Source organism: Paraburkholderia sp. RL17-347-BIC-D (genome assembly GCF_046027915.1).
GTDB lineage: Bacteria > Pseudomonadota > Gammaproteobacteria > Burkholderiales > Burkholderiaceae > Paraburkholderia.
In genome coordinates, this window is record NZ_JARESS010000001.1 from 52,594 (window position 1) to 71,577 (window position 18,984).

Below are 18,984 nucleotides of genomic sequence, written 5' to 3' on the forward strand. Positions count from 1 at the left end.
CAGGTGAATATATGAAGACCGACGTTTCAGCAGTGCAGGAAGCATCCGCCAAGCAAACCAAGATGCAAGTGATCGAACCGAACGTGGGACCTGCTGTCGCAGGCGCGAATGCAGATGCCGTGGGAGCGGTGTCGGAAAACGGTGTGTACGAAACCATCAAGATCGATCGAAGGGAGCGCGTCGGCCTGATCACGCTCTACCGCCCGAAGAACCTTAACGCGCTCAATGTTCAGATGTCGCGCGAGGTGCTCGCGGCGCTTATTGCGTTCGATCATGACGATGGAATCGGCGCGATCGTGATAACAGGCAATGCGCGCGCATTTGCAGCTGGGGCGGACATCGAGGAAATGGTCGACAAGTCCTTCGCCGACTGGCACGCCAAAGACCTGTTCGCCGAATGGGATCGCATTCGAACCATTTCAAAGCCGGTCATCGCGGCTGTTGGCGGCTACGCACTCGGCGGCGGTTGCGAACTGGCGATGGCCTGCGATTTCATCATTGCGGCCCATGATGCCCAATTCGGCCAACCGGAGATCAAGCTCGGGATTCCGCCTGGTATTGGCGGTTCGCAGCGCTTGACACGTGCAGTCGGAAAGTCGCTTGCGATGGATCTGATTCTTACTGGCCGGAATTTGGCCGCTAATGAGGCATTTGCAGCCGGCCTCGTTGCGCGCGTTGTTCCGTCGGCCGATTTGCTGCAAACCGCGCTCGAGACAGCGCATACCATCGCAGGTTATAACCTGCCTGCCGTACGGCTTGCCAAGGAGGCGGTCAATCGTGCATTCGAGACACCGCTGAGCGAGGGTGTGCTGCACGAGCGTCGGCTTTTTCAGGCCGCCTTCGCCACCGAAGGTCAAAAGGAAGGCATGTACGCGTTCCTGGCCAAGCGCGCTCCTGTCTTCCGCCATCGATAAGCCACGACTTATCGTCAGTAATGGGCAGAGCGCGACGCAAATGCCTCGTTTAGAGTGATGCGCTCTCGCCCGACGAATTCGTCGTTTTGAAATCACCGCCGGTTTGACGGACCCGTTGTGGAAAAAAACGGTGTACCTTCGTTGCTGTCTATATATCCTGCGCGGCCGCGATTGCGTCTTCCAGCATCTGAGTACCGATCAGTGCACCGTGGATTCCGATAACACTCGCAATCTCGATGACCTCCATGATTTCCTCCGCGGTTGCACCGTGACGAAGTGCATTGCGCATGTGAATCCTGATACCCGGCTCGTAAAGATGGGTGGCGGCGACATCGAGCGCGCAAAGCACAAGCTCCTTGATTTTCGGTTCGAGAACTCCGTTCTGCCACGGAACCGACGAAAATTCGAGGTACGCCTCGAAGAAATCCGGATCGAGTTCCAGCGCATCGTCCCAGATGCGATCCCAAGGCCCCTGTACTTCGGTAAAGCGTCGCTTCAATGTTTGCCTGCGGCTATCCGCAGACACTGTCCGCTCGCGGAGACCATCTTCCTCAAGCACTTCTGCGAGGATGGGCATGGCAACATTGAAAGCGTGAATACCGATCGTACTGGTCAGCTCGAGCACTTCCATCAGTTCTTCACGTGTGGCACCAAAATCCACCGCCGCCTTCAGATGCATCTGGATGCCGGGAGCGAAGAGATGGGTCGAGGACGCATTCACGGCGATATAGATGAACTCCTTGACCTTGTCCTCCAGGTGGTTGTGTCGCAGTGGCACCGCTGACAGGTTAAGGTACGCATGCAGAAAATCACAGTCGACACGAAGAATACTTTCCCATTGCGGAGCCCACGTACTCCGCACGCGGATGAACTCGTCCTTGATCGATTGCTGTTTGTGGGTAAGTGTCATTGCTTCTCCGTTAGAGATATGTACAGGGGAAACTAACCATTAGAGCATCACGCATACAGTCAGGAGCATGATTGACGTCATACGCTCGCACTGTCCGGAGCGATTGACAAGCGAAGGGAAAATATACGGCTATCTGATTGATAGATAACGCTACGCCGGCAACGAACGAGACGACCCATCTGTGGTCCCGCACAAAGTTTGTGGGGCGCAACCGTCAATGGGTGATCGGGATAGCTCACAAAAAAAGCGCACTTCCGAGAATGTGCGCCGCGACAAAAGAAGGGCAGGGTAGGGTAGGAGGAACGTCCCTTCATGCCGCAAAAAGACCTATTACCCGATGGCCGAGGCGAACTGGCCAGCGACCATGGAATGTTTCATCAGGAACGGACAAATACGATCAGACGGTCACGGTCGATATGTCGTGCCACAGCTTGGCCACGATCACAAAGGAGCCGTTGACATACGCCCAGTTCAAGTGATCGATGAAAACCTTGTCGTGGATGCGCAGGTGAACTTTGGTGACTGCAATGTCGGTCGACAGAAAGTCTACCGAGATCAACGCATCGTCACGCCTTTGGCCTTTACTCATTGGCGACACACGTTCAGCGATGACCTCCCGGTAGTCGGCAAAGGGGACGACAGTCAGTTTTCCGTCGTCCGTGTCGAACAAGCTGCAACTCGTGTGGAAAACCCGATCAAACTTGTCCAGATCGCATTCGTGCAGTGCCTGAAAATATAGCTCGACGGCTTGGGCAAGTTCGGGCATTTTCTCGATAGACATGTTGATGTTCCTTATGGTTTGCAGGTATTAAGCGAATGCCTGACTGTGGTGATAGAGGCCAGAAATGACATCCGCTTGGGTCATCATCCCAACTAGCCGGCCTTGAGAGTCAACAACGGGTATGTGGTGATGTCCGTGCTTTGCGAACATCGGAACAACGGTCATCAGTAACGTCTTGGCTTCGACCGTTTCCGGTCTTGCTGTCATCAAACTATCGACCCGCGTCTCCTGGCTGGGAACGGTCCAGGGACCGAGACACGAATTGCAGGCCTCGGCAAGGCTGACAGTCTCTACGCGTCCGTAGACATCCGCCCACGTGACGATGCCAATAACCTGTTTCGATCCATCGGTTACTGGAAGAGCTTTAATGCGATGTCTGAGTAAAATGTCACGAGCTTCATTCAACGAGGTTTTTGCTGGAATACAGACGGCGGGACGTGACATAACGTCGCCACATGTCAGTTCGCCGAAGCTACGAGCGTAAGCCAACATCTGTGCTTCCTCCAGCAACGAGGCAAGATCATCGGTTCCTATATCCAGGAGTTCTCCGCGTCGACGTACGGCAGACTCCAGGTCAACACGCGAGATCTCTCGGCGCGACCGATCGACATCATTGATGACGGTGCCCTTGTGGCTAGCATGCGGATAACGGTGACCAGTGAGCGCGTGATAGATAATCGCACACACCAGCATGATCAACGATTGCACCGCTACTGGCGCGAACACGAAGCCATATCCAAGGGAGTGAATGCCGGGCCCTCCCAGCACGGCGGTGAGGGCGACGGCACCAGAAGGTGGGTGCATGCATCTAAGCGAAAACATCGCACATAGCGCGATGGGGACTGCGGCAGCTGCAGCGAGCACCTGGTCAGAAATAGATTGCGAACATGCGACGCCAATCGTGGCGGAAATCAAATTTCCGCCAATAAAGGACCATGGTTGAGCGATTGGACTTGCCGGCACGGCGAAGAGCAAGACCGCCGATGCCCCCATGGGCGCAACCAGGAATGGAACCAATACGCCGCTCTGAGTGAAGCTGCGCATGGTTAGCGCGGTGACCGTAATGCCGATCGATACCCCCACGCACGAACGAATGCGTTCAGACCAGTTGACAGAGATGGGTGACGGAACGAAGCGGCTGAGCCAATGGATCATGCGATATTCCCAGGCCTGCCGGAGCGTAGCGGCTTGCATTCCTGCGCGTCACCGTTCATGCGTGCAGATCGTGACGAACAGACGAGGAGCGCTTTGCCCACGTTGGGTCCAGCTTCTATCGAACCTGCGATGCTGATAATTTGCGAATCGTAAGCTCGTTGCCTTCGAGTTTGAATACCCACGATAGGCAAACACTCTTTCCCGGCGAGAACAAGTTAGGCGTGCAGTGAGCGGTCCCGCCGGGCGGCTAGCTGCCGATCGATTCCGCCGGAACTCCGCAGGAACTGTCGGTTATCTGTTTACGTGATACCCCTATCGCCATAAACCGCCTATGCGTATTGGAAACGTTGCTAAGCTGTTTCCTGCGCGATATGTCAACAATCTCAATGTAAGAACGTCGCTATATGGTTTGTCTGACCTTCGATGGATTTGTCGGCAATGATGGCAGCCTTCGGATCTTTACAGCCACGAAAGTTCCAGTCAGGGGATGTTTGCTTTGTGAAATTTATCAGCGAGGTAGGCGATGGATCAGCTATACATGTTGCGAGCATTCGTTGCAGTCGCACAGCATAGAAGCTTTAGTAAGGCGGCTGCATCGTTGGGCGTGACCACGGGCTCGATCTCCAAAGCTATCGCCAAGCTCGAAGAGAGCATCCAGACGCTGATCCTGCATAGAACAACCCGATCTGTTTCAGTGACAGATGCGGCACAGTCGTACTATCTGAGTTGCTGCCGTCTCCTCGAAGAACTTGACGAAGCGAATCGTCGGATCGCGCAAGAACGGGAAATCGATAGTGGAAGGTTACGACTCGTTGTGCACCCGATGCTGGTGAACAAAACCTTCTCGCGACTTTTGTCCGACTATCAAGCAATCGCTCCCAACGTGAATCTCATGGTTTCCGTTCGGGAAGAAGCGGTGAACCTGTATGACGGCCACTTCGATATGGCGATTCTTCCGCCTCACCTAGTGGAGCAGTCTGGGGTAATTCGCCGTACGTTGTCCAGGTCGCGGCACATTTTTGTCGCCGCACCAGGATATCTTGAACGATGCGGGACACCCGAAGCCGCTTCGGATCTGGCTAGCCATTTCCTTCTGTTGGACCCTGCGTCTAAACAGAAGGGCACGAATTTCATCGATCTTCTGGAAACAGGAAAACGAATGAGTGTGCTGCCGATGTCGTCCATGGACGGTAACGAGGTGCTGCTTCGGGCAGCGGCACTTACGGGAACCGGCATTGCGACCATATCCGAAGCTATGGTTCGTGAAGACATTGCCGCGGGGCATCTCACGCACATCTTACCGCAGTGCTCCACGTCAGAAAGCGGCGCGGAGGTATGTCTTTTCTACTCGCACCGGGAATTGCTTCCTGTGAGACTGAGGACCTTCGTCGATTTCTGCATTGATTTCTTCCGCTCGCTTCCCGGACCTATCCCTAATGCGATGGTGGCAATTTCACAGCGCCTGGACCGTGACGTAGATCATGCGCTAACAACGGTCTGAAGCCTGGGTGAAAGGGCGTCGCATTGCGTTACGCCATTCGTCATTTTCAGTGATCGATAGGATGCCGTCATGGAAATGCGTCAGTTGAGAATCTTCTGTGCTGTGGCCGAAGAGGGCAGCTTCACTGCGGCGGCGGACAAAGTGCACACCGTGCAGTCCAATGTCACCATGCGGGTGAAAGAGCTCGAGGCTGAGTTGAGTCAGCAACTGTTCATTCGGCAAAAGAGTGGCGTGGTGCTCACGTCGGCCGGACAGACTTTCCTCGGCTACGCACGCCGCATTCTGCAGCTCACGGAGGAGAGTCGCAATGCGCTGATGGATACTGCAACGCCCGCCGGGCACCTTCGACTCGGATCGATGGAAACGACGGCTGCGATACGACTGCCCCAGGTGCTGACGAAATACCGGGCAAAGCATCCCCAGGTCAAGTTATCTCTGTTGACGGGCACCACCGTCGAATTGATCAAGGCCATCGAAAGTTATCGTCTCGATGGCGCGTTCGTGGGCGGGTTTCACGAGAACACAGGTCTGTCCCAGGAGGAGGCGTTCGAAGAAGAACTGGTCCTGGTGAGCAGTTGTGAGTTTGACTCGCTGGCAGCGCTTATCCGCGTCATGCCTCAACAAACGGTGCTTGTTTTCCGGACGGGATGCTTTTACCGCTCTACACTCGAGCATTGGTTTCATCAGGGCGGGCTGGTTCCCAATCAGGTGATGGAACTGGGAACGCTTGATGGCATCCTGTCATGTGTCGCTGCGGGCATAGGCGTTACGTTGTTGCCGAAGACTGTCGTCGAAAGCTATGTATCTCGGCAGACGATCCGCTAGCATCGGCTGCCGCCCGAGATCGCAAATGTCAAGACCGTTTTCATTCGTAGGAGTGACACCTTGATCACCCCAGCATTGACCGCTTTCATTAGTCTGGCGCGAGATCAGTTCATCCGGGTAAACGAAGATACGAAAATCGTCGTGGAAAGAGTCGCGCCAGCGAAACATGCCGCTACCAACGCGCCGAAGCTCAACGTTCACTAGGGATCACGCGATTGCGCCGGCGGCCCAGCGTGTGAGGGGTAAGCGCCGCGATAACGAGGGGTAGCACGGCGTGCCTCTGCATGTCCGGGGTCGGCTATACAGACGCATACTCACCGACAGACGGTACGCTCAGAAGTGGTTGCTGATGCGATTCCGTGTGCGGCGAGTATGTTGACTGAAAGGCCGCTGCGGTTAGATCGCATTGCCTGCATCATGACAAAGTGGCGCCAATGCGTGGTGGTCGCTTGCATCATCGCCCCGCATTTCCGGGGCTGCGGATGACACAGGTAGCCCTTGGATGAGTTCAGCTACCCGTTCTGCCGCAGAGACGACACTGCCGATCTTTCCAACACCCTGTCCAGCGTAAAGCGACAGTTTCTGTGCCATCCGCGGCTTGTCAATCACGCGTGCTCCGCCGCCGATGAAGCGCAGCAAGTTCCATTTATCGCGATTTGGAATCACTCGGTGCGGGGTGCCGTACTTCCAGCCGAATGAGTAGCCCGTCCGATACTCAGTATCGTCCACGGTGGCTTCCACGATCTTTTGCTTGTAGAGCGGATGTGCGTTCGACTCGTGGCTTGCCACGAACGCCGTACCTACGAGGACACCCGCGGCGCCGAGCCCCATTGCGGCCTTGACGTCGTCGCGATTGGTGATGCCTCCTGCCGCCAGGACCGGCCGTCCTTGGGCGATTTTGCAAATCGCCGGTAGCAGCGACATCAGGCCAATGGTGCCCCGGTTGAGGTGGCCACCGCTCTCGCTTCCCTGCGCCACGATCATATCCGCCCCGCGCTCGATTGCCATTTCGGCGAGTTCGACTGTGCCAACCTGCACCGAGACCACCAGCCCGGCATCCTTGGCACGGGGAATCATCTCGACATAGTCCTCGGCGTAGAACAGCGAAAGCAGCCGCGGCTTCTCCCTGAGGATCACCTGAAACTGCGCTTCGAATACCTCAGGACCACCGAACGACGGAACGAGGTTGACTCCGAAGGGCATGTCTGTCAGTTCCCTTGTTTCCCGTATCCATTTGAGCAGGGCCAGCGGCGGCAGTCGCAGGCCGCCGAGCGTACCCATTCCGCCGGCATTCGCCACCGCGGCGACAAGCTTGGGGCCAGAAATTGCCGCCATACCCGCGAGAAAGATGGGGTACCTGACGCCGCAGAGTCGAGTGACCTCGCCCACGGCAAAATCCGATTTGACTTCGCGCATGGCTTCAAAGCTCCACGTGTTTTCCGATCATTCGTTTTAGGGCGTCATTCCGTAAAACCAGGTGATTCTTGAGCGCGCCGAAAATATGCAGCGCCAAGCCTAGGAGAAAGGCTGTCGCGCCGACGTTGAAAAGGATATCGACAACTCGCTTGACCTGCGCGTTGGGTTCAATGAGAGCAGGTATCGCGAATCCGCCTGGCAGACCAATACCTTCACCTGCGGCCGACTTTGAAAGCCATGCGGCGATCGGAAGCAGAACCATCGCCAAGGCTAGGGAAACTGCCACGGATCTGCTGACGATCACCTCAATGGGGTTCGGCGTGCCGACGGGCAGGGGATGATAGGAAGACATCCGCGCCCCGAATCGATAGATCGAGATGACGAACAATATGGTGCCGAGCAGGTTTTGGATCCGCGTCAAGCCCGCCCTTTGCACCTCGCCGGCTGTTTGGGATATGGCGATGTCGAAGCCGATAATCGAGAGTAGCAGAGCGGCCACGAGCCAATGCAGCGCGATAGTGACGGGTGAGAACCCGAGGCCATTGTCCCGCAGTTTCATACCTACCTCCTTGCGTGTGTTTTCAGACGACGGTCGGGCCATGAAGAGGGCTGACACCGGCAGGTCAAGGTCAGCCTTCAAGGCAGGCGCCAGCCGAAATCCAAGTGGGTTGCCGCTTCGGATGCGCCCGACATCGTCTGCGCACCAATCAGGCATTGGCCGTGACTGTACGACTCGATGTTAGCGATGGTGGTAAGGAGGAGTTGATGGGCGAGGTTCATTGGCTTATCCCCGCAATAGTCGTTGCGCTGGCCTGCCCGAGTTTGCAACCGGTGCATCGAATAGCCAGTTGAATCCGCACCGAATACCGGCCGCTGCAGTTGTTTCCATCAGTTTGTCTCCGTCCATGGAAGGTTTTTGATGCGTAGTCCCATCAGGAGATTGCTTGGTCCACCTCCCGGGCTGCAGCTTTCTGTTTCTTGAACGATATATGGACCGTTCAATCACTTCAAATGATGATTTGTGATGGTTGAAATCTCTTTTAGTGAATTGGGTCGGATGAGCAAACGGGTGATCGCCCAAGTCAGAGAAGTTTGGAGGAATCCAGAACATCTGGCGGTCATTTCCAAACAGTGCTTGCCATGTCTACACATATCCGGGTGGGAACCAGAATCGTGCATCCATGCTGAACCCAAGTAGAGAAGACATCATCTTTGCGACCTCCCATGACATTCTCTATTTACCAGATGTAAAAGGTGTTGTTCATGCCTTGGCCTTTATTCAGCGTCGTCGAAAACCTTATAGTTCCTACTGGAGGCTGTGGGTTGGCATGGGTCGGATGTGTCGACCGCAGACATAGTTTTGTCGGCGTCCGTTGAGACAGATCGCGCTTGCCGGAGCGTATTCCAGCTGTATCCCTCGTTGCAGACTCTTGCAATGCTACGCAGTTCCTCGAGGCCAAACCCGAGCGATTCGGCAGCGAATAATTCGAATGCCAACTACCTCCTGGCTGAACAAGGAAACTTCCATGACGTTGAAAGACGGTGCACCACCCGGCGTCCGTGTCGCGCCTGAAGATTACGAAACCGTTGAGGCAGGTCAACGCACCCAGATTGAGCGGCGTCGGTATCAGATGTATCCCCGTTTGACCGCAACCCGGATAGCCAAGGCGGCTCGCTTCGGGACGACGGAACATTGGAAAGCCGGCGACGTCATGTTTCGCGCCGGAGAGCAGAGCGACGGCATGAGGATCTTGACTCGTGGAACCGTGCATTTGATCGTACGAAACGGATTTGGGCAGTCGCGGCTTTTTCAGGAGGTTGGTGAGGGGCACTTTCTCGGAGAGACGGCCACACTCAGCGGCAAGCCATACCTCGTTGACGCGATTGCCATCACGGACGTTGATGCGTTCCTGATCGCGCCTGAGCGGCTCCGGGCGCTTCTGATTGCCGAAGCTCAACTCGGCTCGGAGATCATGCGCGCGTTCATTCTTCGGCGCGTCGGATTGATTCAGGATGGTAGTGGCCCGATCCTGATCGGATCTTCGACTGACGCGAGACTCATCGTTCTCGCAAATCTGCTGAGGCGCGCCAATCATCCACATCGGATCCTCGATCCGGCCACGGACGATGAGGCTCGCGATTTCCTTTCGAAGACACAGTGCGTAGAAAGACAGATGCCGCTAGCCGTACTGGTTGACGGCTCTATCCTGCACAATCCCGATGAAACGCTTCTCGCGTCGAAGCTCGGTCTGCTGCTCGGCTTCGATGAAGCCGGCACGTACGACACCGTCATTGTCGGTGCGGGTCCAGCCGGACTCGCTGCGGCCGTGTACGCCGCGTCAGAAGGACTTTCCGTGCTCGTTTTCGACTCAAAGGGCTTTGGTGGACAGGCCGGCGCAAGTACCAGGATCGAAAATTATTTCGGGTTTCCAACCGGCATCTCCGGTCATGTTCTGGTTAGCCGCGCATATGAGCAGGCTGTTAAATTTGGCGCGGAAATAGTCATACCGACCGAGGTGGAAAAGCTGCATTGCGCCGAATCGCCCTTCATGATCGAACTCAGGGACGGTCGTTGCGCCCACGCGAAGACGGTCGTTATAGCATCCGGTGCTGCCTATCGCCGCCCTCAAATCACGGGCCTCAATGAGTCCGAGATTCGCGGCGTCTACTATTGGGCGTCATCGATCGAGGGTCGTCTCTGTCAGGGTTCGGAAATCGTACTCGTGGGAGGAGGGAATTCTGCTGGACAGGCAATCGTCTTCCTGGCGAGCTATGCAGCACATGTCCATGTGCTGATTCGACGCGAGAGCTTGCACGAAACGATGTCGAGATATTTGATCGATCGCGTGAGCTCGTTCGCCAACGTGACGATTCATAGCAACTCTGCCATCGAATCTGTCGCATCAGACGAGGACGGCGTGACGGAGGTTCATTTTTGTTCGGACGGAAATCACACACGAATCCCGACTCGCCATCTCTTTCTCTTCACCGGCGCCGACCCTGCCACCGGCTGGTTGCGTGGATGCGGAGTGGAGGTTGATGACAAAGGTTTCGTTATTACCGACCGCACGGGTTCGACGGAGTCAACGACGGCCAATTTCGCATTTCAGACGAGTGTTCCGGGCGTTTTTGCAATCGGCGACGTGCGTTCGACTTCGATTAAGCGTGTCACGTCCGCCGTCGGGGAAGGTGCCGGCGTAGTGGCCGAAATACATTCGCTATTGACGGCCCAACGTTGAGGCAGTGCCCGATCGCGCCTCCCGACGTAATCGCGTGCGACACGACCCTGTGTAGACGGTCAATACGGTGTGCGTCATGTTTTCCCACCGATGTACGCGTCATCCTTTTTTGCGTGTGCTTCGTTTCCGTGCTGACGATCTGTGTGACTGAAATACGGTCATATCGTACAGGATGCGTTTGAGGATCTCGTCAGCTGCCTTGGAAAGAGGACGCCCGTTGCGCACGAGGACTCTGGCTTGCGCGGACGAAAACAGCGGATGGTCGACCGTTCTAGAAACCAAGGTTCCTGCCTCGAGCTCGGCGCGGGCAGCAAACTTGGTTGCGAAAATGACGCCACGTCCCGTCTTCGCGAACCTGATCAGCACACGCAGGGAATTAACAGTGAGTACTGGCGCGAGACGCAGATTCTCCGCGAAAGCGAGGGCCTGCATGAGCTGACCGAGACCGAAGGACACCGGCATGAGACCGATCGGATAAGAAAGTGCATGATGGACAGAGATCGGTGTTCGGGTATCGCCCTGTGACAGTGGATGATCTCTTGCGGCGAGTACGACGACGGGCTCCGGGGCGCTTGCAAGGTATCGGGTGTGTGGGGAGTTGGGCGGGTTGTACGCTATCCCGATGTGCGCGATGTCTTCTTCGACTTCTCTTACCACCTCGTTGACCGGTGCCACATTCATTACGACATCCAGCTTCGGGTACTGCGCCGAGAAACTGTTCAGCACTTCGTCCAGGAAGTCATCGACGAAGCCTTCGCTGATGGAGATCCGAACCTGACCTCGCTGCAACCCACGCAACTCATCTAGCCTGTCCTGAAGATGCTCCTGCTGTGCCTGGCAGGCTCTCCAGTATTCCAGCAACTGATGTGCCGCCTCGGTTGGTGCCACACCGCGGGATTGCCTTTCGAACAGGACCATCCCGACTTCATCTTCCAGCAGCTTGATCTGCCGCGTAATGACCGACGGCGCCGTGTTGACGCTGTCGGCGGCGCTGCGAATTGAGCCGTGGGTCAGCACTTCGTGAAAATAACGAAGCCTGCGTTGGTTTATTTCCCGCATGGCGTAAATCCCCGTGTTGCTCAAAAGACAACGATAGCGGTCCACGGTTGCTCTTGCAACCAGGTTTTTCTTGGGTAACGATGCAGACACCAGAACCGCCGGATCCGCTATCGAAACTGGAGCGAATTGATGTCTACACTGTCTTCCGCTGCGCTCTCGCATGGCAAGCGAGCTGTTTATCGTCGCATAGACTTGCATGTGTTACCGCTATTGGTGTGCTGCTATCTCTTCGCCTATCTTGATCGGATCAATATCGGCTTCGCGAAGCTACAGATGCAATCCGACATCGGAATCAGCGACGCGGCGTTCGGGGTCGGTGCAGGGATTTTCTTTCTGGGGTACATGCTCTTTGAAATCCCGAGCAACCTGCTGCTTCCTCGCCTCGGAGCGCGCAAAACGCTCAGCCGAATCATGGTGCTATGGGGACTCACATCCGCTGCCATGATGTTTGTTCACGATGTGCATTCGTTCTACATTCTGCGGTTCATGCTCGGAGTCTTCGAAGCCGGTTTCGCGCCGGGAATGGTCTTTTATCTGACATGTTGGTACCCACAGGCGCGGATGGCGCAGGTGATGGCTTTCGTGATGGCGGCCGCGCCTCTCGGTGGGATTGTCGGGGCACCTTTGTCGACAGGGATCATGGCCTTGCTTTCGGGTGCGCACGGGCTTGCTGGTTGGCAATGGATGTTTCTCCTCGAGGGCTTGCCCTGCGTTGTCCTCGGAGTCGTTACGTTCTTCTGTCTGGACGATCGCATTGAATCGGCGCGATGGTTGTCCAGCGATGAGAAGGCATCACTTTTGCAAGACATCGGAAGCCGGAAGGCGAGTCACGCGGGGTTCAGGGACGTCTGCACCGACGGTCGCGTCTACGTGATGGCATTCGCGTATTTCTGCCTTATATGTGGCATATACGCCGTCAGTTTCTGGCTTCCGACAATCCTCAAGTCAGGAGGCGTGTCAGATCTCATGACCATTGGCTTCCTGTCAGCCATTCCCTATGGTCTTGCGGTGATCGCGATGTGGGTGATAGGCAGAAGCTCTGATAAGCGGATTGAGCGTCGCTGGCATAGCGCGGTGCCTGCAATGGTTGGTGCGGTTGCGCTGGCCATTTCAGCATTTTCGATAGGCTCACTGTGGTTATCGCTCGCCAGCATTACGTTGGCGACGGCTCTCACGTGGGCTGCGTACACGGTATTCTGGGCCATGCCGTCAGAGCATCTGAAGGGGGACGTGGCGGCCGGCGGCATTGCGCTGATCAACACGATTGGGCTGGTTGGGGGTTTTATCAGCCCAAGCATCATTGGATGGGTAAAAAGCGCAACCGGGAGCATGCAGACTGCACTTCTGCCAACGGTTGCTCTGTTGATGGTGGGAGCGTGCGTTCTAGCGCTTATTCGATCCAAACGAGAGGCTTGAAGGACGCCACATCATGAAAATACTGATTGCCGGGTTCCAGCACGAGACAAACACATTTGCGCCGTCCAAGGCGGACTATGAGAATTTCGTCCGCGGGGAAGGATTTCCAGCTATGGTCCGCAAAGACGACGTATTCCAACTGCAAAACGTGAACATCCCGATCGGAGGATTTATCCAGGAGATGCAAGCGGAAGGACATCACCTGATCCCGATCATATGGGCGGCGGCGAGCCCTTCGGCCCACGTAACCCGATCAGCTTACGAGCGGATTGCTGGTGAAATCGTCGAAGCGGTCCGCACCACCAAGGTGGACGCGATTTATCTGGACCTGCACGGAGCAATGGTGGCCGAGCATGTCGATGACGGGGAAGGGGAACTGCTGGCACGCATTCGAAGTATTGTCGGTGGTGACCTACCTGTTGTCGCGTCACTTGATCTGCATGCGAACGTAACGGAGCAGATGCTGCGCAATGCAAGCGGTCTCGTGGCATACCGGACGTACCCTCACGTGGACATGGCCGATACGGGAAGGGCTGCGGCGCATCTATTGCGACGGCTGATAGCCAGCAAAACGCCGGTCACGATGGCCTATCGGCGCATCCCGTTTCTCATTCCGGTGAATGCGATGTGCACACTGCTTGAGCCGGCGCGTAGCGTCTACCAACATCTGACAGCTCAGGAAAATACCGCAGTACTGTCAATTTCGTTCACACCGGGATTCCCCGCTGCGGATTTTCCGGAATGCGGACCGATGGTCTGGTGCTATGCCACCGAACCAGACCACGCGGATGCGGCGGTGGCAGCCATTTATGACGACATCATCGAGCGGGAGTCCGAATGGGCGGTCGAATTTCTTAACCCGGACGAGGCTGTACGTGAGGCGCAGCGAATCGCTTCCCGCGCGAACCGCCCGGTGGTCATCGCCGACACGCAGGATAACCCTCATGGCGGCGCGGATTCAAATACGACGGGAATGCTCCGGGCACTGGTGCGCAACAAAGCTCAGGGCGCTGCACTGGGCCTGATGTGGGACCCTGAAGTCGTTCGAGTGGCTCACAAGGCGGGCAAAGGAAGTTACATCACAGTAGCGTTGGGCGGCAAGTCTGAGGTCGTTGGTGACTTTCCGTTCGAAGCGACATTCGAAGTTGAACATCTTTCAGACGGAAAATGTATCTTTGACGGTCCGATGATGCACGGAATGCACGTCGATGTCGGTCCGACTGCCTGCCTTCGAATTGACGACGTGAGAGTCGCGGTGAGTTCCGTTAAGGCACCGATGAACGATCGCAACCTTTTCAGAATGGCTGGTATTCAGCCTGAGAAGATGAGGATCCTGGTGAACAAGAGTTCCGTGCATTTCCGCGCGGACTTCGGTCCAATTGCCGAGCGTATTCTCGTAGCCAAGTCGCCTGGCCCGATGGCGGCTGATCCGGCCGATCTGCCCTGGAAACGACTAGGAGCCGGTACGCGTGCGCGCCCAACCGTGAGTTCAACCCGGCCACCCAACGACGACACTCTCCGTATCGACGAACGATCAACCAACTTGTGGGGTGATTAAATGACATTGCGAGTACCGGACCTTTCCCGGTTTCCCAAGGCGCAATTGCGCGACGGGCCTTCACCAATTCTGGCACTGCCTAGATTGAGTCAGCACTTAAGAGGTGCCGAGATCTATGTCAAGCGGGAAGATCTTGATGGCCTGGGAGGCGGCGGCAACAAGCTGCGCAAGCTCGAGTTTCTGATCGGGGAGGCGCAGGCGGCTGGCGCCGATACGATCATCACGGTCGGCGGCCGACAGTCGAATCATGCCCGGTTGACGGCTGCGGCTGCTGCGCGCTTCGGAATGAAATGTGAACTGGTGCTCTCGAGGCTGGTTCCGATCGAAGACGATGACTATGTCGAAAATGGCAACGTGGTACTAGATCGCCTCTTTGGTGCGGTCATCCATGATGTTCCAGGGAACGTTAATGCGCTGCAGGTTGCGGAAGAGCGGGCCGCAAAGCTGCGTGGCGAAGGCCGAAAAGTGTATGTGTGTCCGCTCGGCGGATCGAGCCCGGTCGGCTGTCTGGGCTATGTTTCCTGTGCAATTGAGATTCTCGACCAGTCGAGGAGCGGCGGAATTGACTTTGACTATATCGTTGTCGCAAATGGCAGTGGTGGCATGCAGGCCGGGCTTATAGCGGGGGCGATCGCTGCTGGTGTGTCGCCGATGAAAGTAGTGGGGTACACGGTTCTTGCGCCGCTCGAAAAAGCGTATGCCACCACGTGCGAAAAAGTGCAGCAGACGCTTGACTTGATGGGTTCTGGTCTCACGGTATCCGGCGACGACGTTGTTCTCCATGGTAACCAACTCGGAATCGGCTACGGATTGCCTACTCACTCAATGCGCCGGGCAGTCAATCTTCTGGCCAGTCAGGAAGGCCTTCTGTTGGACCCGGTATATAGCGGCAAGGCGTTCGCGGGTCTGATTCAGAGCGTCGAGAATGGAGCATTCGGTGCAGGGAAAAAGGTTCTGTTTCTTATGAGTGGGGGTACCCCTTCGTTGTTTGCATATCGCACCACGTTCGACTGACAGGGGACTTATCCGTCGGGCCTCTCAGAATTGATAGGAAACAAGCCTTTAAACCATTTTGTGAATGAACGATGTTGTTACTGCGGCTTACCGAGTGCGGGGCTAAAGCGGTGCACCCGAATCCTTTGTTAACGCGCCATGGCAGGCCACGGGGTGGGAGCCAGGCTGGCAATGCGGTCAGAGTGATCTGGAGCCCGTCAGGCAGCAGCGACCACGTTGTACGCGTGTCAAAGTTCGCCGGTTAAATACTGAGCGACGCCGTTCCCGAAGCTCCAGTCCGAGTCAGAGTTGGTGGTGATGGAAACGATCACATCATTTGAGCTCGTGCCACAGTTTGCCGCTAATTCGGCCGTAAGCTCACTATAGAATTTGCGCTTTGATTCGTCAGAACGTGGACGGGTGGTGACTGAAACCAGCGTCAGTTTTTCGGTACGTACGATTCCGAGCCCGGTGTCTTCCGCGACTAACCGGCGGAGATTGTGTTCCGTCAACACCTGATAGCGGTCCGTTTGGGGTACTTCGAAAGCCTTGACTACGGCTCGATGTACGGCATCGAGCAAGGAGTTGATTTCAGCCTCCGTTCTTCCTTGAAGGACATCGATACGAATTAGCGGCATTCTTTCCTCCGTGAATAAAAGAAACGGTGTCGGCGCGATGGCACGAGCGATGGGAATGATCCAGCCTGGATTCCCAGCCTGACAATGCGACCTTCGGCATGGATACCAGCCAAACGTATGTATAGGCGCTGGGCCTGGTGACCCTAACGATGCTGAGCATCAAGATGTGAAAGCTATCGCCGGCAAGCGCTTATCCTACTTTGCATTCCTCTTTCTTTGGCCGATACAGTGGCGTGGACACTTGAACACCGGCCAACAATTGAAATTCGCGCGGCGTCGCACGACCGGTGATGATGGCATCGCAGAATGGTTGACGCACAGGAACAATTGAATTACCACAGACTGCGATCATCTCGCATCGAAAGTCGTTCAGAATACGAGGCATCCCCATCACAGCCGAAACGTCATGGTGTCTCTTGACGTGGTCAGGCTATTCACATGAACACTAACCCGCAACACGCATCCGTGAAGATGACTCGTGGCAGTAGCGCCAGCCGCTCTGCCGACGGCCCGCCGGACCTTCCGTGCGCATTCGCCTGACGTTTGTCCCGCCCGGCTCTGGTGCTCGACGAACTCGCCACCCATGTCGTGTCGCGGTTTCCGACCTTGAGTGCGCCGTAATCGGGCGAACGATCCCGCAGGCATTCACAAATTCGGTTGTGCCTGTCTGTCTCTGTTGCCCTCGTATCGAGTCGTTCGCGTAACAGGTCATTTTCACCATGAAAGCAATGAAAAAACCACTCAGAATCGATTTTGTCTCCGACGTAGCGTGCCCGTGGTGTGCTATCGGTCTCTCCTCGCTGCAACTTGCGATCGAGCGCCTTGGCGAGGCCGTCGACGTCGAGTTAGTCACGCATGCCTTCGAACTGAATCCGCAGATGGGCAACGATGGCGAAGCACTCGTCGAACATATCGGAAAGAAATACGGGCGCACCCCGGAACAGATAGCCGAGGCACAGGTCGCGCTGCGCGAGCGTGGCGCGAATGTCGGCTTTACCTTTGGCCCGCGCACACGCATTTACAACACCTTCGATGCGCATCGCCTATTGCATTGGGCCGCTATCAAAGGCAAACAGTTACCGCTGAAAGAGGCGCTACTACGGGCCTATCACGGCGAGGGTAAGGCCCCGAGCGACCATGACGTTCTGGTCGACGCCGCGGAATCTGTGGGGCTCGACGCAGAGCAGACGCGCACCGTTCTGCAAAGCGGCGACTACGCCGATGAAGTTCGTGCGGAAGAAGAGAAATATCAGGCGATGGGTATCCATTCGGTGCCGTCAATCATCGTTGACAATCGCTATATGCTGACCGGCGCACAGCCTGTCGAAGCCTTTGAGGACGCCATCCGACAAATTCTGACGGAAGCGTGAGGCATCCTCCGCAGTGACTTCCGCGATGACTTTCGCGCCGCAATGTCGGTTCGTCGTCGACTTCGGAAATTTTTCATAGGGTAGCGTTATGGATGTTGCGGACCTCAGGGCATTTGAAGCGGTCGCTCGCCACGGGAGCATGAACAGGGCAGCCGTAGAGTTGCACACTGTCCAGTCCAACGTAACGGCCCGGATCCGTTCACTGGAAAAAGAAGTTGGTGTTGCGCTCTTTCAGCGGCATGTCCGCGGTGTGAGCATGACTCCGGCGGGGCAGCGCATGCTTCCTTACGCGGCGCGGATCGCCAAGCTCGTTGCAGACGCTCGCGTGGCGGCCATGGACGACGGACCTCCGGGTGGTTCCCTGGTGTTGGGAACCATGGAAACCGCTGCGGCGCTGCGGCTTTCACCGATAGTGAGCAACTTCGCGCGGATGTATCCGCAAGTCAGGCTGTCGCTGACGACCGGAACAAGCCGCAGCCTCGCGACGGATGTGGCGGAATGCCGTCTGGATGGAGCGTTCATAGCAGGTCCTCTTGACCACCCGGAGCTTCACAGCGAAAAGATTCTCCATGAAGAACTGGTGCTTGTGACCCCTCGGACCATAGACTCCCTGGAGTCTTTGGCGTCAATCCCGAACCTGAAAACGATTGTGTTCCGCGTCGGGTGCGCGTATCGGCAGCAGCTGGAAGCGCTGCTTGTCGAGATGGGGATTCTTGTGACGGCTCTCGAGTTCGGCTCGTTGGACGCAATCATTGCGTGTGTAGCGGCCGGTATCGGGATCACGTTGCTACCGCGAGGCGTGGTCGCGTCAGCGGCGCAGCAGGACATCATTGCCCTCCATGAGGTCTCACCTGAAAAAACACATGTCGAGACGCTTTTCGTCCGACGGCATGACGCATACATGTCGAGCGCCATGCGCGCTTTCGTCGAGGTCTCGCGCTCGGAGTTTGGGCCTTTGATGGCGGCGGCGTAGCGGCGTACCGGCGGAGAAACCTCATCGTCTGCGTATTCGAGGCGTTCACGACAGTCGTCAGCTTGAGCATGTTGCTGTCGTTGCCGGCGCCACCATTTTCTTCGCGGCTATTCTGACCGTAGTACTGGTTAAGGAAAGGGTATCTATTTTCTCGATACCCATATCGTCACAAACCGCTTATGCACTCTCGAAACATTGTTAAGCTGCTTTCTACGTGATGCGTCAACTATCCGAAC

At 56.3% G+C, this 18,984-nt stretch carries 17 protein-coding genes; 10 read left to right on the plus strand and 7 right to left on the minus strand.

Annotated features, from left to right (window positions below):
* Positions 1 to 11: 11 nt before the first annotated feature.
* A complete protein-coding gene (locus P0D96_RS00270; protein ID WP_408176014.1) occupies positions 12 to 914 on the plus strand; it encodes an enoyl-CoA hydratase-related protein in 903 nt (300 codons plus the stop codon).
* A 148-nt stretch (positions 915 to 1,062) separates the two neighbouring features.
* Here P0D96_RS00270 and P0D96_RS00275 read toward each other — a convergent pair whose 3' ends face one another.
* The 3 genes from P0D96_RS00275 to P0D96_RS00285 form a co-directional block, all read right to left on the minus strand.
* Entirely contained in the window at positions 1,063 to 1,824 is a 762-nt protein-coding gene (locus P0D96_RS00275) for a carboxymuconolactone decarboxylase family protein (RefSeq protein WP_408176015.1), read from the minus strand.
* 397 nt (positions 1,825 to 2,221) lie between these two features.
* Entirely contained in the window at positions 2,222 to 2,605 is a 384-nt protein-coding gene (locus tag P0D96_RS00280) for a nuclear transport factor 2 family protein (RefSeq protein WP_408176016.1), read from the minus strand.
* Positions 2,606 to 2,632: 27 nt separating this feature from the next.
* Positions 2,633 to 3,799 (minus strand): HPP family protein, encoded by a 1,167-nt coding sequence (locus tag P0D96_RS00285; protein ID WP_408176018.1) that lies wholly within the window; start codon positions 3,797 to 3,799, stop codon positions 2,633 to 2,635.
* A gap of 484 nt (positions 3,800 to 4,283) precedes the next feature.
* Between P0D96_RS00285 and P0D96_RS00290 the strand changes: the two genes are divergently transcribed.
* The 3 genes from P0D96_RS00290 to P0D96_RS00300 all read left to right on the plus strand — a co-directional run bounded on the left by P0D96_RS00290 (position 4,284) and on the right by P0D96_RS00300 (position 6,290).
* Complete coding sequence (locus P0D96_RS00290; RefSeq protein ID WP_408176019.1) at positions 4,284 to 5,261, plus strand: LysR family transcriptional regulator; 978 nt, start codon at positions 4,284 to 4,286, stop codon at positions 5,259 to 5,261.
* A 69-nt stretch (positions 5,262 to 5,330) separates the two neighbouring features.
* Complete coding sequence (locus P0D96_RS00295; RefSeq protein ID WP_408310661.1) at positions 5,331 to 6,086, plus strand: LysR family transcriptional regulator; 756 nt, start codon at positions 5,331 to 5,333, stop codon at positions 6,084 to 6,086.
* 60 nt (positions 6,087 to 6,146) lie between these two features.
* Complete coding sequence (locus P0D96_RS00300) at positions 6,147 to 6,290, plus strand: hypothetical protein (protein ID WP_408310664.1); 144 nt, start codon at positions 6,147 to 6,149, stop codon at positions 6,288 to 6,290.
* Between the two features lie 192 nt (positions 6,291 to 6,482).
* On the opposite strand, the gene P0D96_RS00305 is transcribed toward P0D96_RS00300, so the two are convergent.
* Together P0D96_RS00305 and P0D96_RS00310 are read right to left on the minus strand one after the other, a co-directional pair.
* Complete coding sequence (locus P0D96_RS00305; RefSeq protein WP_408310667.1) at positions 6,483 to 7,502, minus strand: NAD(P)H-dependent flavin oxidoreductase; 1,020 nt, start codon at positions 7,500 to 7,502, stop codon at positions 6,483 to 6,485.
* Positions 7,503 to 7,506: 4 nt separating this feature from the next.
* On the minus strand, positions 7,507 to 8,061 hold the full coding sequence (locus P0D96_RS00310; protein ID WP_408310670.1) for a cytochrome b: 555 nt from the start codon (positions 8,059 to 8,061) through the stop codon (positions 7,507 to 7,509).
* Between the two features lie 967 nt (positions 8,062 to 9,028).
* On the opposite strand from P0D96_RS00310, the gene P0D96_RS00315 reads away from it, so the two are divergent.
* Entirely contained in the window at positions 9,029 to 10,741 is a 1,713-nt protein-coding gene (locus tag P0D96_RS00315) for an FAD-dependent oxidoreductase (RefSeq protein WP_408310673.1), read from the plus strand.
* A 99-nt stretch (positions 10,742 to 10,840) separates the two neighbouring features.
* On the opposite strand, the gene P0D96_RS00320 is transcribed toward P0D96_RS00315, so the two are convergent.
* Complete coding sequence (locus tag P0D96_RS00320) at positions 10,841 to 11,800, minus strand: LysR family transcriptional regulator (RefSeq protein ID WP_408176186.1); 960 nt, start codon at positions 11,798 to 11,800, stop codon at positions 10,841 to 10,843.
* Positions 11,801 to 11,929: 129 nt separating this feature from the next.
* On the opposite strand from P0D96_RS00320, the gene P0D96_RS00325 reads away from it, so the two are divergent.
* From P0D96_RS00325 to P0D96_RS00335, 3 genes are read left to right on the plus strand one after another with little or no spacing between them, the layout of a single operon-like run.
* Positions 11,930 to 13,216 (plus strand): MFS transporter, encoded by a 1,287-nt coding sequence (locus P0D96_RS00325; RefSeq protein ID WP_408310676.1) that lies wholly within the window; start codon positions 11,930 to 11,932, stop codon positions 13,214 to 13,216.
* Positions 13,217 to 13,229: 13 nt separating this feature from the next.
* Positions 13,230 to 14,774, plus strand: a complete 1,545-nt coding sequence (locus P0D96_RS00330; RefSeq protein WP_408310679.1) for a M81 family metallopeptidase — start codon at positions 13,230 to 13,232, stop codon at positions 14,772 to 14,774.
* A complete protein-coding gene (locus P0D96_RS00335) occupies positions 14,775 to 15,788 on the plus strand; it encodes a D-cysteine desulfhydrase family protein (RefSeq protein ID WP_408310682.1) in 1,014 nt (337 codons plus the stop codon).
* A gap of 227 nt (positions 15,789 to 16,015) precedes the next feature.
* Here the strand turns inward: P0D96_RS00335 and P0D96_RS00340 are convergent, their stop codons facing one another.
* The gene (locus tag P0D96_RS00340; protein WP_408310685.1) at positions 16,016 to 16,405 is read right to left on the minus strand and encodes a tautomerase family protein; all 390 of its coding nucleotides are present in this window, start codon (positions 16,403 to 16,405) and stop codon (positions 16,016 to 16,018) included.
* Positions 16,406 to 17,133: 728 nt separating this feature from the next.
* On the opposite strand from P0D96_RS00340, the gene P0D96_RS00345 reads away from it, so the two are divergent.
* A complete protein-coding gene (locus tag P0D96_RS00345) occupies positions 17,134 to 17,775 on the plus strand; it encodes a DsbA family oxidoreductase (protein ID WP_408311638.1) in 642 nt (213 codons plus the stop codon).
* Between the two features lie 88 nt (positions 17,776 to 17,863).
* Entirely contained in the window at positions 17,864 to 18,748 is an 885-nt protein-coding gene (locus P0D96_RS00350; RefSeq protein ID WP_408310688.1) for a LysR substrate-binding domain-containing protein, read from the plus strand.
* Positions 18,749 to 18,984 lie beyond the last annotated feature (236 nt).